This window comes from Undibacterium sp. GW821-FHT11B02 (assembly GCF_058808955.1).
The window spans coordinates 483,966-497,832 of the sequence record NZ_JBXASD010000005.1 but is presented as its reverse complement, the minus strand read 5'-3'; the positions used below and the strand labels follow the sequence as shown (position 1 = coordinate 497,832).

Here is a 13,867-nt window from a genome sequence, read left to right as displayed (position 1 = left end):
TTAGCCTTAATTCTTATGCAATTTTTTCCATAGTGCCAAGAAAAGCATTCATAAATTGCTGTCTTGTCGATTCATCGCTAAATTCAGCCGGTAATGGGTAGGTGATACAATCGTCACAGGCAGTAATAAATTGTCTGATACGCTGTGTAGCGCTTTCAGTATTGTCATACTCAGCAACAAATAACTGAGGCAGTCTTGCACTGACCTCACCGACAATACTGCCCATCGATGCCATGGCAAGTACAGGATGCCCGGAAACCAAATAATCGAATAACTTGGCAGGTATGGATGCCTGGGAAGAAGATAGCATGATCAGGCCATCCGCATTGGTGACTAATTCAAGTACCGTTTGACGCGGTACCAAGGGACGAATTTCAATTGCCCAGTTGATCGCTCCAAATCGTTCCGCCCAAGAACGCAGCTCGGCAATTTCAGCGGTAGACAAGTCTCCGACGAAAATCAGATTACCATGAGCACCCTGCAGACCATCCAGCAAAGGCTGTAGCAAGTCTGCAATCTTACGTTCTGCACGTGAGCTGAAAATTCGCCCGGCATACAACAATTGCAAATACCGCCCCTTGTCTTTTTTTGTCACGGGAAGCAGCTGGCTCCCCGGAGGATAGGCGTTTGTTACGGCAACTGTTTTTTCGCGACAAAATGGAAGTCGCTCGACCAGCATTTTCTTCCAGCGTTCAGATGTAACCGTGATTAAACTGGCTTGTTTGAGTATCTTTTTCTCAATCAAACCTTCACGCCATCGTTGCAATGCAGAACTGACCAGCAGAGGCTTCATGGGTTCATCCAGCCAGCCATCGCGCATGTCGATCAGCAAAGGAAGCTGAAACTTCGATGCCAGGTAAGATGCAGCAACGTGAACGGACTCTGGAAAACTGGAAGACAATATGGCATCTGCCTTGCCCGCATATTCGTCGACAAGGGAATGTCGCATTGCCCTGCGCGCCCAAAGTACCCCAGGGTCAGGGCTCAATAAGGCATAGGCCAGCAAGCGCAAACGCCGACGCACTTTGACAACCAAAGCATTTCTCGGTTGAACTGTGGATGAAAAACGTTGATCGCTTTTCTTTCCATAAATACCCAAAGGATCAGGGATACAAATCAAATGCCCCCACTCCATTTTGCTGTAAGTATCCTGTTCGGCAGAGGCAACAATAGTAATGACAATTCCGGCCTCCGACAACCAGCGAACAAAACGCTCTATGCGATATTGCCCCAAATGTTGTGGATCACACCAGTAAGGTGCAATGATCATCAGATGCTTACACTTCACGATTCGCTCGCAATTCGCGGTAGATGGCTGCAAGCTTGTCCGCTTGCAGCGTGACGTCATATTCAGCTTCTATCAGCGCACGAGCTGCCTGGCTGTAATCAATCCATTTTTCCGGTGCATGTATTAAGGACTGCAGTTGCGCCAGCAAACCATCGACGTCATGTTCCTGCGCCAGCAAGCCGGATACGCCATGCTTGATCACCTCTGGGATATCGCAATGAAAGGTACTGACAACCGGCATGCCACTAGCGGCCATTTCTATGATGGAAACCGGCAGGCCGCCTTCCGAATCGCCATCCTGTGCATGAACGCTGGGTGAAAAGAAAATATGGTTCTTATATGCCTCTTCCAACATTTTTGCATGGGTACAGTACCCCAGCATACGCACTTTATTTGCCATACAGTATTTGTCGATGACAGCAAGGATTTTCTGTTTCTCTTCCTTGCTACGAGGATCAGCATCGGCGTCACCAATCAGGGTGATTTCCAGGTCAACACTATCCTGTAATCGCCCCAATACTTCCAGCGCACAAGGTATACCCTTTTTTTCCCTGAAGGCACCTGCAATCATTACTTTCAATGTGGTGGACGGATTCCAGTTGCGGGCCTGAAATGGAATAAATTGCAGATCCACTCCGAGATGGTGGACGCGTACCTTTTCTGGCTTACAACCTCTGGCCACAATGCGTGAAGCCATATGACTGCCCTCACACAAAACCAGGTCAACACTATCAAACAATTGTGCGTAACGCGTTAGCCAACGCGCATCCTGTTGGGGTAGATGATCGACGTCAAGCCCATAAAAAGTCACTACATGCGGCAAATTCAATTGCATTGCCGCAGGACGATCAAACCATCCCATATTACCAAAGTGAGAATGTATGACTGTACTCTGCGAGCGCTTCGCATATTGTTTCAACCAAAACGGATACAGGGGAATATTCAATTTTCTTAGCAAAGCCTCAAACTTATACAGCAAGCCAGACGTACCGCAGAGACTATGCAAATCATCGACTGGAAATAATTCAGGCTTACTAAGGCCGATACAGGCAACTGTACAATTAATATCTGCTGGCAAGGACTTGATCTGGTTATATAACCAGGTTTGTGTCGGTGCCAGCCAGACAGGGCAACTATGTAATATTTTTACAGGTCGATAACTCATTGATGCTATTCCACATTGATCTGTGCATCTGCTTTTTGCACTATCCACAAATCCTGTCGATGAAAACCCTCGGGTGAAAAATGGATGACTTTGTATCCAACTTGACGAACTACAGATTCAACCCATTGTTTAGGATGAAAAGAACCAAACAATTTTTTCCCTTCGATATCACCGTCTCTGGTAACTAGCTTCCCTTGCCGAAAAGATTCCATCTGCTCCGGGCTCAAACAAAAAGTAAATTTCTCTCCATGGGTGCTAAACGCGAAATACCCTTGATCTTTCAACAGGCGATGCATTTCAGTCAACCATTCAAGTATGGATTTTTCTGAGAGGTGGGTAAAAATTGAAATAGCATAGATAAAATTGAACTGCTGGTCGGGCAAGGCAATAGGGGGAGACAATTGATTTTCCAGAAAATGTATGCCCGGCAATTTGGCATTACACCACTGGATCGAGGCGGTATTATAGTCAGACCCCGTCAATTCGACTTTGTGAAATCGCGTCAGTTTCGCACCAAGATGCCGAATAATCCGTGCCGGACCACAACCCCATTCAAAGACACTGACATCTGGGCCCTCAACATAGCGTTCGATCAAGTCTGCAATTTTTTGCGCATCAGTAATTCCTGATGCGTTATAGGTTGCCCAGTTAACATTATGATTCGCATCAAATATCAATTCGGGTGGCGGAAGCTGAAAATCAGGATGGCTTTTCACGAAAGCAGTATTTTCTCTTTCATGCTTTTTATGCAGGTAGCGGAAGTGTAATTTATCAGCGATACCGCGCAGTCCCAGTGACCATATTAGTTTTATCAAGCCAGATTTAAGTTTTTTCACGATAATTAAAGTTATAAGTTTAAGGACGGCAATTTTGGTAAATTGCAATGCGTGATTGCTTTCCAAGCAGCGATGCTAACCACTACGCGCCACAACAAATTACGGACGGTCGAATCGCAATTCTTCATGATTGACACAACGATGCCACCAAAAAATGACGGACAGTACACGCCATAAATAGAATGGCTGAGCTTGAGCCAATTGCAAGTAAGCCCTTTGCAGATTTACCAGGTCAATGAATGGACAATCCGCTGTTGTCGCAACAAGTATAAATTCACGCTCATGCTGTAACAACCAATTCGCCAGCGGAAAAGGAAAGCCCATTTTTGTTTTTCGCCACACCACTTGAGAAGGCAGCAAATCCTCAGACGACTTACGTAAAATCCATTTCAACCAACCGTTCCTGATCAAATAATGCAAGGGTAGCGAAAACGCAAACTCAAGCAGTCGATGATCAAGAAACGGGGCACGCACTTCTAGCGGCACGCCCATCGAAGACTGGTTACCAGAACGCAGCCAGTAATTCATGCGCCAATTACCCACATTGTCAATCAGCCGTTGGTTTATTTCCAAGGACGCGCCCGTGCCAGATGCAGTCGTTTGTGAACCTGTCTTCAGTATATTGAAAGCAGGTTCCGTCTGTGTCTTCCCATTAAAGATTTTTAAGCCCCGGAGTAAGGTGTTGAGAGGGGACGCACGCAACTCACTGAACCGGGCAATCTCATTGAGCATAGCGGGCCAGCGCCTTTGTCCACTTAAATGCCGTAGATATGGCCTGAAATATTCAGCGTACCCTGCCAGTACTTCATCACCAGCCGCGCCGTTGATACTGATCTTAATTCCATCTGCCCTCATACGCCGCCAGATATTATGATTCGTGAGCATATTGGGAGCATGAAAGGGTTCGTCCATGAGCGCAACAAAACTGTTCATCTGTGGCAAAAAATCTTCTGATGGCGGTCGTAATACTGTGTAATCTACCTGCTGTGGATAACGCTCTGCAACCATACGCGCATAAGGTTCCTCATTATCACTCTTTGCCTGAAAAGCTACGGTGTATGCTTTTAACGAAGAACCGGCACTGGCGGCAAATCCAACCAAAGCAGATGAATCCATTCCTCCACTCAACTCAAACCCGATGGGTACATCGGCACGCAGGCGAATCGCTACTGCGTCACTTAAGATATGTTTAAATTGACTTATCGCTTCCTGATCGGAAATATCACCAGCCTGCATACGCGACATGGGGACGGACCAATACGACTGAGCGGTAAAACGACCTTCATCATCAATCCACGCATAAGATGCAGCCGGAAAGCTGAAGACATTGTCGTAGAAAGTTTGGTTATCAATATCGCGCCAACCAGATTGTACAAAATCCAGGACTGCATGCGTACGAATATCGAATGCCGCACCAAATGAACGAAGCCCTTTTATTTCAGAAGACCAGACCAGGCGGTCATGCAGGCGACTGATATAAAGTGGCGCCTTGCCCAATCGATCACGTGCCAGCAAAATCGCATTTCGATCTGCGTCATACAGACTCAAAGCCCAAAATCCGTTCAGTCTTGAAAAACATCGCTCGCCCCAGCATTGATAGGCACGTACTAATACTTCTGTATCTGAGGAGGTATGAAATACGTAGCCTTGGGCCTGAAGCTCGGTCCGGATCTCAAGAAAATTATAGATTTCGCCATTAAAAGAGATGCACACTTTACGATCGTCAGACCAGAAAGGTTGATGACCACCGTTCGACATATCAATAATGGAAAAACGCAGGTGGCCAAATGCGGCCCAGTGTGGGTGGCTTTCACCAGTATGCAGTTGTGGCAAAGACAGGCCCCCGGCAGAGCGCACAGTCCTGAAATCAATGGCGACGCCACCAGTAGCTGGAATTAATGTAATGCCTTCGTCATCAGGCCCCCGATGATGAATCGCTGAATTCATGGCCACTATTTTATGGACAGTGTCTTCGAGCCGGTGACGATGCATCTGGTAGCCTGAAACTCCACACATCACTCATTTCCCTTTAATCAAACCAATCAACTCGCGCAAATAACTGCGACAAAACACCGCAATATTGCAAATATATAGGGCTGCACCACATGCAATGAGAGCAGTCAGCCGCCAGGTATTTTCCAGTTCAGCAAACAAATAGTAATCCAGGCCCCACAGTGCCAGTGACATCAAAAGCCCTGAAATGAAGAATGGCCAAACAACGCGTAAAAAATCTCGCGCTCGCATATCAACCAATTTTGAACGCAGATAAAAATCCACAGGCATAACAAAAATGGCCGTAACCAGAAACAATGCCCACGCAATGCCGGTTATATTGAAAAAGCTACCTATATACAGGCCAATAATATACATTATCAAGCCATATACGTTCATCCAGAAACCTAAATCGGCACGCCCCTTTGCCAGCAAAATACTACCTAGTAAATTTCCAAATGAATATAAGATGCCAAGAAAAGCGAGTATCTTCAAAATTCCTGCACTTTCCAGCCAGCGTTCGCCGAACAGGAATTGAATAAGCGGATCAGCCGTGCTTGCCATACCAAAGTACACGGGTACGCATACCAAGGCAATTCCAGAAATCACAAAATGATAACCACGCCGTATTTTCTGATTATCAGTTTGTACTTGCGCAAACAAGGGAAAGCTCACGCGCGATATGGCGGAACTCATCGCAGAAAACGGTTTGATCATCAATTGCGATGCAACCGAATAGACACCCAGGGCATCCGCTCCTAACAACCTGCCAATCAGCAATTTATCGATATTCATATAAACCAGATTCAGAATACGTTCACCCATCTGATATCCACCAAACGACAGATAGGGTCTGACATCTTGCATACTGAAATGCCAGTCTGGCGACCAGCGCTTTCGCCCAAAAAAGACCAGCAGACTGGATCGCAAAAGTGTAGAGACCAACAAGCCCCAGGCAACCGACCTTGCATTTTCGCCGGAATAGGCAGCACTGCAAGCGGCAACGGTGCCAGCTGACAATGCGATCATTTCAATAATCGCAATCTGTTTAAAACGAAATTCCTTTTGCATGAGCGCCTGGAATTGTTGTCCTGCTGGCGCGATCACAATACTTAACGCGGCAAGACGAACAATCGCACTCAATTCAGGCGCCTTATAAAGCTGCGCGATGGCTGGTGCTACCATGATCAGCAAGACGCAAGCTAAACTGCCAAATATCCAGCTCAGCCAATACAGGCTAGATAGCTGGGATTGACTGGCCTCCTGAAAATGCACCAGGGCGTTACTCATGCCAGCATCAACAAAACCTTGAAATATAGTAATTACCACGAGCACCAGAACAATCAGCCCGTACTCATGGCTATTCAAAAGACGGGTGAGCAGCACCAGTTGCAGCATCTGCAGCAACCCTGTCACTATGGTGGACAATCCTGACCATCTAACGCCAAGGTAAGCGCGTTGTTTCAACGAGGTCACTTGAGTAGTACCTCAGTCAACCCCCAAACTTTCGCACAAGGATATATCAAAAACTGACTCGCTCTGATGCGGCATCTGTCTTTGACGTTATCAGGGGAGATCATCAAATTTTGCCATTTTCTGGTTTTTGCACGACCACAAGATACATCCAGGTCCATTGCTCAGTCTTATCCATTTTGTCCAACAAAAATGCAAATGCCTGAACAAACAGACCAAGTGCGTCGATAATCCGTAGCCAGCGTAATGGGCCTCTATTAAATCGATATAAATTGTAGACAAACAATTGCCCAAAGGTTACCCAAAAACCAGAAAGAGCTTCGAGTTCAATGACCGTAAAGCCAGCCTTCTTAAAGATATGTTCCAGCCCATATTTGGTAAACCGATAGAAGTCTCTGGGTTCTTCATGCAGGTGCCAAATGAAAGGAACAGAATAGATGGCGTAACCACCGGGGCGCAGCACACGAAAACATTCCTTGAGTGCCAGTTCAGGTTCCTCAAGATGTTCCAGAACTGCCGTACAAACTGCGGTATCAAAACTGCCATCATGAGCTGGTATCTGGTATGCCGTACCCAACAAATCTATATTCGATTTATCATGCACTGACAGTTCGTGATCAACACCAACATGTTCAGTAACGCAATCTGCAAAAATCTGCTGGTAAGGTTTGATGCCGCAACCAATATCAATCAATCTGCCACGCGCAAACTTCTTCGCCTGTACTCGCAAACGACTATCATGAATATAATTGACCAGTAGATTTTTTAAGACTTTTGCCATTCTTCATACCACTCATGCAGTTGGGGATCAGATAAATGCTCTTTGTCGAGCGCCCTCGTATCCCCCACTTTTTTTGCTGGCAAACCGGAAACAACAGCGAACTCTTCCACATCCTCTGACACCAGCGCTCCGGCCCGAACCAATGCGCCGTTACCAATCTGCACTCCGGGCAGGATAATCGTCCCCGCACCGATATATACATATTTACCCAAGCGAATTGGCGCAACGTCATAGGCTTTTTTTTCATACTCAGGGATTTCCTGATAATGACGACCATATAAGCGGATGGAAATATGTGAGCTATGCGTAAATAATCCACACCATGCGCTTACATGACAACCTTCACCAATTTCTATGCCGCCAGTCCCATCAAAGACACAGTAATGCCCAACGAATACATTGTCGCCTACAACTATTTTTTCGGGATGATTCAATGCAACTGTATCGCTGATCCTGGTCAATTTTTGAAACGAACCATCACTATTGCGATGCCCCCAGATCATCCGGGGTGCCTTCAAGCGGCGCCAGATCTTTGCAATTTTCTCATGCAAGAAGATACGTAATGATGTTGGCACGAGCATATTCTGCGATGCCCTTAGCATCGCAGCGTTCTCCGCACAGCGGCAATGACATCTTCAACATCCTGATCTGTCAATTTAGGGGATAGTGGGATGCTCACTGTACTATTACCTATTTCATATGCATGTGGATACTGTTCTGGCTTCCAGCCAAAATGCTCCTGGTAATAAGGATGCTCCGGCAAACTGAGGTAATGTACGCCCACACCAATATTCTCTGCGGTCATGGCATCAAGAAACTGATCCCTTGTTATACCGGATTTTTCTTTATTAATCAGCAATGTGTACAGATGATAAGCATGCCTGGTTCCGGCTTCGACGGGTGATGGCAAAGTCACTGGTAAATCTGCAAATGCCTGTTGATAGGTATTCCAGATTTGTTCGCGACGCAACCAGTTCTTTTCCACACGTGCCAGTTGATGGATGCCGATTGCTGCCTGCAAATCCATCATGTTATATTTAAAGCCGCACTCAATTACCTGGTAATGTTTATAGCCATCATCGCCAAAACGTTTCCATGCATCTTTACTCATACCATGCAAACCCAGTACCTTGATGCGCGCAATATCTTCTTCACGCTTGGCGATGACCATTCCGCCCTCTCCTGAGCTGACATTCTTGGTCGCGTAAAAACTGAAACAGGAGAAATCTCCGAAGGTCCCTGCTTTTTGACCATGGTATTCAGTTTCTATCGCATGTGCACAATCTTCGATCAATTTCAATTGGTGTTCATTGGCGATGGCGACAATCGCGTTCATGTCACAAGAGCGACCGGCAAAATGAACGGGAAGTATTGCGCGGGTTTTAGGATTTATCTTTTCACGGATTTTTGTAGCGTCGATGTTCATGCTGCGTGGATCAACATCAACCAATACAGGCGTGGCACCAGCATGGATAATGGCATTGGCACTGGCGCAGAAAGTCATCGGTGTGGTAATCACCTCGTCACCCGGGCCAACACCGGCAGCCAGTAAACTTAAATGCAATGCAGCCGTGCAGGAATTCAGGGCGGCGACATGAGGCACATTTTTATAGTTGGCAAAGTCTTTTTCAAACTTTGCTACCTTGGGGCCAGTACCCAACCAGCCCTTATGCATGGAATCAATGACGTCATCGATTTCGTCTTGCTGTATCTCAGGCTGTCCAAAGACGAGAAATTCAGATTTAGGGCGGGCAGGCATGACGAAGGATCTCCGGTTTTCATAACATTGTTTCACCAGACGCATGCAAACCGCTGCCTGGTATATTTTCAATCAGGCAAACACAAACTGTACGCGGATACCCGCGACATCAACCACATCACCATTCGTCAATGGAGATGATTGCGGATCAATTGCCTTGTCATTCAGTTTTGAAGCGACACTGCCCTCGACCTGACGGATCACATACCGGTTTTCCTGACGCGTTATCGCCACCACCTGCTCCCCAGGTTTCCCCAGGGTGGTCACCGGTTTGCTCAGCACCATTTCTTTGCCGGAATTTGCTCCGTTCAGTACCTTGATCTTTGCCACTGCAGTACTTGGTACTTTGATGGTCGGCTGCTCTTTTACTGATGCAGTAATTGTGCTTTTTGCGTCAACCTGGAAGCGCAGTTTGTATTTGCCAATATCAATCACATCGTCATGCTGCAACAAGTGTTTTTTTACTGGCTGGCCATTGACCATAGTGCCATTGGTACTGCCCAGGTCAAGCACAAACGAACCATTTGAAGAGGTATCAATCGCTGCATGCTGACCACTGACGGTCAGATGATCAATAACCACGTCATTGCTTGGCCTGCGACCTATGGTCAGCCGTGATTTGCTGATTGTCAGTTCTTGTTGAACCAGACCATTAAAGGTGACGATAATTTTCGCCATAAATCTCTCATCAATTCATCAGCCCTGAACTACCGGGTAAAGGTTCTTTGCAACCAGGATTTGTTTTTTTCGCCAACCAGTCTGAACAGGATAACCGATATATTATCAAGGCCACCACGATCATTCGCATGATCAATCAGTGCACCGCAACATAATCGCATATCCGAACCATAGCGGCTAAGGATGGTGAAGATTTCATCATGACTGAGCATATCGGTCAATCCATCGGAGCAAATCAGGTACAGATCATCGTCCAGTGTATGGTGTATATGCAACTCGATCAACAACTCTTCCTGGGTACCGACGGCACGGGTGATCAGGTTCTTGATGGATGAGAAGCGTGCATCTTCTTCTGAAATCAGGCCAGCATTGATCTGTTCCTGCAACACCGAATGATCTTCCGTGAGTCTGGTCAGATCGCCATCACGGAAACGGTATGCCCTGGAATCACCAACGTGGGCCAGCAAAAGCTTATCCTGCAGACAACAGGCCACCACCACCGTCGTCCCCATACCTGCGCATTCGGGGTTGGTTTGTGCGACATTCAAAACATCACGATTGGCGGACTCAATTGACTCAGTCACCCAGCGCGCCATGGCGACTGGTCTGGGGCCCATGGAAGGAAACCACAGCCCATCCATTTTTGTGCAAAGGTACTCAGCAATGATTTGCGCCGTCATCGCACTGGCTACTTCACCGGCGTTATAGCCCCCCATCCCATCAGCCAGGACGGCACAGCCATAATCAGCGCAAACGACTATAGCATCTTCGTTATGCGCTCTGACTCGCCCGTTATCAGAAAGGGCGGCAAATTCTAAAACACGCTGGTATGACATCAATAAACGGCTGACAAAAATTTTTGCAAATTAATTAACAAATACCAAGGCACCGGGAATGGATTGGTTTTTTCTCTATAAGTTAAGCTTAACATTAAGGAAATCTATTTGCACTTGATATCCTTAGTAAATGCAAGCATAAACAAAAAAAGAGTCGCAAAATCTGCGACTCTTTTAGTTCATTCATTTATACCGAAAGAAGCTTACAGCATGGCTTTCAGCAAACGCGCCATTTCGGACGGGTTTTTGGTTGCTTTGATACCACATTCTTCCATGATATCAAGCTTGGCTTGTGCTGTATCTGCACCACCAGAAATCAGCGCGCCCGCATGGCCCATACGCTTGCCTGGAGGCGCAGTCACACCAGCGATGAAACCAACAACAGGCTTCTTCATGTTGTCGCGTACCCAGTAAGAAGCATTGGCTTCGTCAGGACCACCAATTTCACCGATCATGATAACGGCATCTGTATCAGGATCATCATTGAACATCTTCATGATGTCGATGTGCTTCAGACCATTGATAGGGTCACCACCGATACCAACAGCAGAAGACTGACCCAGACCCAGTGCAGTCAATTGACCCACTGCTTCATAAGTCAGCGTACCGGAACGGGAAACCACGCCAATACGACCTTTGCGATGGATATGGCCTGGCATGATACCAATCTTGATTTCGTCTGGAGTAATCAGACCTGGGCAGTTAGGGCCGAGCAATTTTGTTTTGCTGCCAGCTTTAGCCATGCGGTCTTTCAACATCATCATGTCACGGACTGGAATGCCTTCAGTAATGCAAATTGCCAGATCCAGGTCGGCTTCAACAGCTTCCCAGATGGCAGCCGCTGCACCTGCTGGTGGAACATAGATAACAGACACTGTCGCGCCTGTTGCTGCCTTGGCTTCAGTGACGTTAGCAAAAATCGGGATGCCTTCGAAATCTTCGCCAGCTTTTTTCGGGTTCACGCCAGCGACGAAACAGTTTTTACCGTTTGCGTAATCGCGGCACATGCGCGTATGGAACTGGCCAGTTTTGCCAGTGATACCTTGGGTGATGACTTTGGTGTCTTTATTGATCAGGATGGACATATCTGTTCCTTGCGATTATTAAGCTTTAGCTGCAGCAGCTGCAACAACTTTCTGCGCTGCTTCTTCCATCGTGTCAGCCGCGATGATAGGCAGGCCAGAGTCAGCCAGCATCTTCTTGCCGATGTCTTCGTTGGTACCCTTCATGCGCACAACCAGTGGCACTTGCAGGGAAACTGCTTTGGATGCAGTGATCACGCCTTCAGCGATCACGTCACAACGCATGATGCCGCCGAAAATGTTGACCAGGATGGCTTTCAGGCCTGGGTTTTTCAACATGATCTTGAAGGCTTCAGTCACTTTTTCTGCCGTCGCACCACCACCTACGTCGAGGAAGTTGGCTGGTTCGCCGCCGAACAATTTGATGGTATCCATGGTTGCCATGGCCAGACCAGCACCGTTCACCAGGCAGCCGATATTGCCGTCGAGGGAGATGTAAGCCAGGTCAAATTTGGAGGCTTCGATTTCAGCTGGATCTTCTTCATCCAGATCGCGGTAAGCCACGATTTCTGGTTGACGGAACAAGGCATTCGCGTCGAAGTTGAATTTTGCATCCAGCGCGATAACCTTGCCAGAGCCAGTCAAAATCAAAGGATTGATTTCGGCCAGGGAGCAGTCAGTTGCCATGAAGGCTTTGTACAGACCTTGCAACTGTACACGTGCATCAGCGATAGAACCTTCAGGCACGCCGATTTTGCGGGAGATGTCGTCCGCTTCTGCATCTTGCAGACCATTGGTCGGGTCGATTGCCAAGTTGTGGATCAGCTCAGGATGTTTTTCTGCCACTTCTTCAATGTCCATACCGCCTTCGCTGGAGGCCATCAAGACCACGCGCTGGCTGATACGGTCAGTCACCATACTGACGTACAGTTCTTTTTTGATATCTGCGCCTTCTTCGATCAGCAGGCGACGTACCTTCTGGCCTTCAGGACTGGTTTGATGGGTAACCAGTTGCATGCCCAGGATGGCATTGGCGTATTCACGCACTTGTTCCAGGGATTTGGCGACTTTCACGCCACCACCCTTACCACGGCCACCGGCGTGAATCTGTGCTTTGACGACCCAAACTGGTCCGCCCAGCGTTTCAGCCGCTTTGACAGCTTCGTCAACAGACAGGCATGGAATACCGCGTGGTACTGTCACTCCGAATTTGCGGAGGATTTCTTTACCCTGATACTCATGAATTTTCATACGACTTCCCTTCAGACACTGAGGTATAAATAATTAATTAAACAAACAAACTAGCTGGGTGATTTCACGCTGGACAAGGTCTTTGACCAGCGCGGGTAATACTTGACAACCGCAGGCCCATCAGTACGCAGGGCATGGCAGCGATCGAGTTGAAAAGGTTGTTCTGACTGCTGCTCATCATCGGTTGCGCCATCGCGGGTATCAACGACATCACCGGCGAAAGCCTGGACTGCTGCAGTGGGTAAAATTTGCGCCATTTCGGTTAAATGGGTACAGCCATGAATGCCGGACAGGCGTTCTTTCACGCCCTGGCGGAACTGCCGTAGCAGATTCAGGCCGATCAACTTCTTGTAATCTGGAGCAATCGCTTCACAATAACCGGGGTAAGGAACCGCGTCAGAGACAGCCTCGACATCCACAACATTGAGTTGCAAATCGATGGTCAGGCGCAGGCTGAGGTCGTGAAGGGCCGCGCCATTAGGGCGCGTGCCGGAAGCGAGAGTAATGTCGCGTGGCTTATAATCAGTAATACGGGCGTCAAGATCCCACAACCCATCATCGCGCGCGAACGCTTCGATCTGGATAGTACGCGTATGCTTCAAGGCGCGTCTGTTAGTGGACGGAGATAAGGGCATCATGCCTGCTGGCGGCTCATTCTGAATAATTAGCCACAATTGCGTGTCGTTACCGCAGCTTCTACGATAACAGCCGCTCCTGCGGCCCTGCAAAAAAACCAGCAGAGTTTAGCACAGACCTGCACAGAACTCATCATACGACTACAATTTA

Annotated in this window: 13 protein-coding genes; all 13 read right to left on the bottom strand. The window is 47.5% G+C overall.

From position 1 onward, the window contains the following. Positions 1–13 precede the first annotated feature (13 nt). Positions 14–1,288, bottom strand: a complete 1,275-nt coding sequence (locus AC1RVX_RS13350; protein WP_493217074.1) for a glycosyltransferase — start codon at positions 1,286–1,288, stop codon at positions 14–16. Next, positions 1,278–2,453 (bottom strand): glycosyltransferase, encoded by a 1,176-nt coding sequence (locus AC1RVX_RS13345; RefSeq protein WP_493217073.1) that lies wholly within the window; start codon positions 2,451–2,453, stop codon positions 1,278–1,280. Before AC1RVX_RS13345 ends, AC1RVX_RS13350 begins: the two co-directional genes overlap by 11 nt. 5 nt (positions 2,454–2,458) lie before the next feature. Next, positions 2,459–3,355, bottom strand: coding sequence for a class I SAM-dependent methyltransferase (locus AC1RVX_RS13340; RefSeq protein WP_493217072.1), 897 nt, complete (start codon positions 3,353–3,355; stop codon positions 2,459–2,461). Positions 3,356–3,388: 33 nt separating this feature from the next. After that, positions 3,389–5,305 (bottom strand): asparagine synthase (glutamine-hydrolyzing), encoded by a 1,917-nt coding sequence (gene asnB / locus AC1RVX_RS13335; RefSeq protein ID WP_493217071.1) that lies wholly within the window; start codon positions 5,303–5,305, stop codon positions 3,389–3,391. A 3-nt stretch (positions 5,306–5,308) separates the two neighbouring features. Next, a complete protein-coding gene (locus AC1RVX_RS13330) occupies positions 5,309–6,757 on the bottom strand; it encodes an MOP flippase family protein (protein ID WP_493217070.1) in 1,449 nt (482 codons plus the stop codon). 103 nt (positions 6,758–6,860) lie between these two features. Beyond that, positions 6,861–7,535 carry a class I SAM-dependent methyltransferase gene (locus AC1RVX_RS13325; RefSeq protein ID WP_493217069.1) on the bottom strand — a complete coding sequence of 225 codons (675 nt, stop codon included), beginning with the start codon at positions 7,533–7,535 and terminating at the stop codon, positions 6,861–6,863. Further along, a complete protein-coding gene (locus tag AC1RVX_RS13320) occupies positions 7,520–8,110 on the bottom strand; it encodes an acyltransferase (RefSeq protein ID WP_493217068.1) in 591 nt (196 codons plus the stop codon). Before AC1RVX_RS13320 ends, AC1RVX_RS13325 begins: the two co-directional genes overlap by 16 nt. Before the next feature lie 20 nt (positions 8,111–8,130). Then, the gene (locus AC1RVX_RS13315) at positions 8,131–9,294 is read right to left on the bottom strand and encodes a DegT/DnrJ/EryC1/StrS family aminotransferase (protein ID WP_493217067.1); all 1,164 of its coding nucleotides are present in this window, start codon (positions 9,292–9,294) and stop codon (positions 8,131–8,133) included. A gap of 72 nt (positions 9,295–9,366) precedes the next feature. Beyond that, the gene (locus AC1RVX_RS13310; RefSeq protein ID WP_493217066.1) at positions 9,367–9,972 is read right to left on the bottom strand and encodes an FHA domain-containing protein; all 606 of its coding nucleotides are present in this window, start codon (positions 9,970–9,972) and stop codon (positions 9,367–9,369) included. Positions 9,973–10,001: 29 nt separating this feature from the next. Next, complete coding sequence (locus AC1RVX_RS13305; RefSeq protein ID WP_493217065.1) at positions 10,002–10,808, bottom strand: Stp1/IreP family PP2C-type Ser/Thr phosphatase; 807 nt, start codon at positions 10,806–10,808, stop codon at positions 10,002–10,004. A 203-nt stretch (positions 10,809–11,011) separates the two neighbouring features. Continuing rightward, the gene (gene sucD / locus AC1RVX_RS13300) at positions 11,012–11,893 is read right to left on the bottom strand and encodes a succinate--CoA ligase subunit alpha (RefSeq protein ID WP_492705579.1); all 882 of its coding nucleotides are present in this window, start codon (positions 11,891–11,893) and stop codon (positions 11,012–11,014) included. Positions 11,894–11,911: 18 nt separating this feature from the next. Beyond that, a complete protein-coding gene (gene sucC, locus AC1RVX_RS13295) occupies positions 11,912–13,096 on the bottom strand; it encodes an ADP-forming succinate--CoA ligase subunit beta (RefSeq protein ID WP_422987772.1) in 1,185 nt (394 codons plus the stop codon). 35 nt (positions 13,097–13,131) lie between these two features. Further along, positions 13,132–13,716, bottom strand: a complete 585-nt coding sequence (locus AC1RVX_RS13290) for a DUF2889 domain-containing protein (protein ID WP_493217121.1) — start codon at positions 13,714–13,716, stop codon at positions 13,132–13,134. Positions 13,717–13,867 lie beyond the last annotated feature (151 nt).

Bases quoted from the DNA above. Each gene is read 5' to 3' on its own strand.
- AC1RVX_RS13345 (WP_493217073.1), bottom strand. From the start codon at position 2,453: ATGAGTTATCGACCTGTAAAAATATTACATAGTTGCCCTGTCTGGCTG.
- asnB (WP_493217071.1), bottom strand. From the start codon at position 5,305: ATGTGTGGAGTTTCAGGCTACCAGATGCATCGTCACCGGCTCGAAGAC.
- AC1RVX_RS13325 (WP_493217069.1), bottom strand. From the start codon at position 7,535: ATGGCAAAAGTCTTAAAAAATCTACTGGTCAATTATATTCATGATAGT.
- AC1RVX_RS13315 (WP_493217067.1), bottom strand. From the start codon at position 9,294: ATGCCTGCCCGCCCTAAATCTGAATTTCTCGTCTTTGGACAGCCTGAG.
- AC1RVX_RS13310 (WP_493217066.1), bottom strand. From the start codon at position 9,972: ATGGCGAAAATTATCGTCACCTTTAATGGTCTGGTTCAACAAGAACTG.
- AC1RVX_RS13305 (WP_493217065.1), bottom strand. From the start codon at position 10,808: ATGTCATACCAGCGTGTTTTAGAATTTGCCGCCCTTTCTGATAACGGG.
- sucD (WP_492705579.1), bottom strand. From the start codon at position 11,893: ATGTCCATCCTGATCAATAAAGACACCAAAGTCATCACCCAAGGTATC.
- AC1RVX_RS13290 (WP_493217121.1), bottom strand. From the start codon at position 13,716: ATGCCCTTATCTCCGTCCACTAACAGACGCGCCTTGAAGCATACGCGT.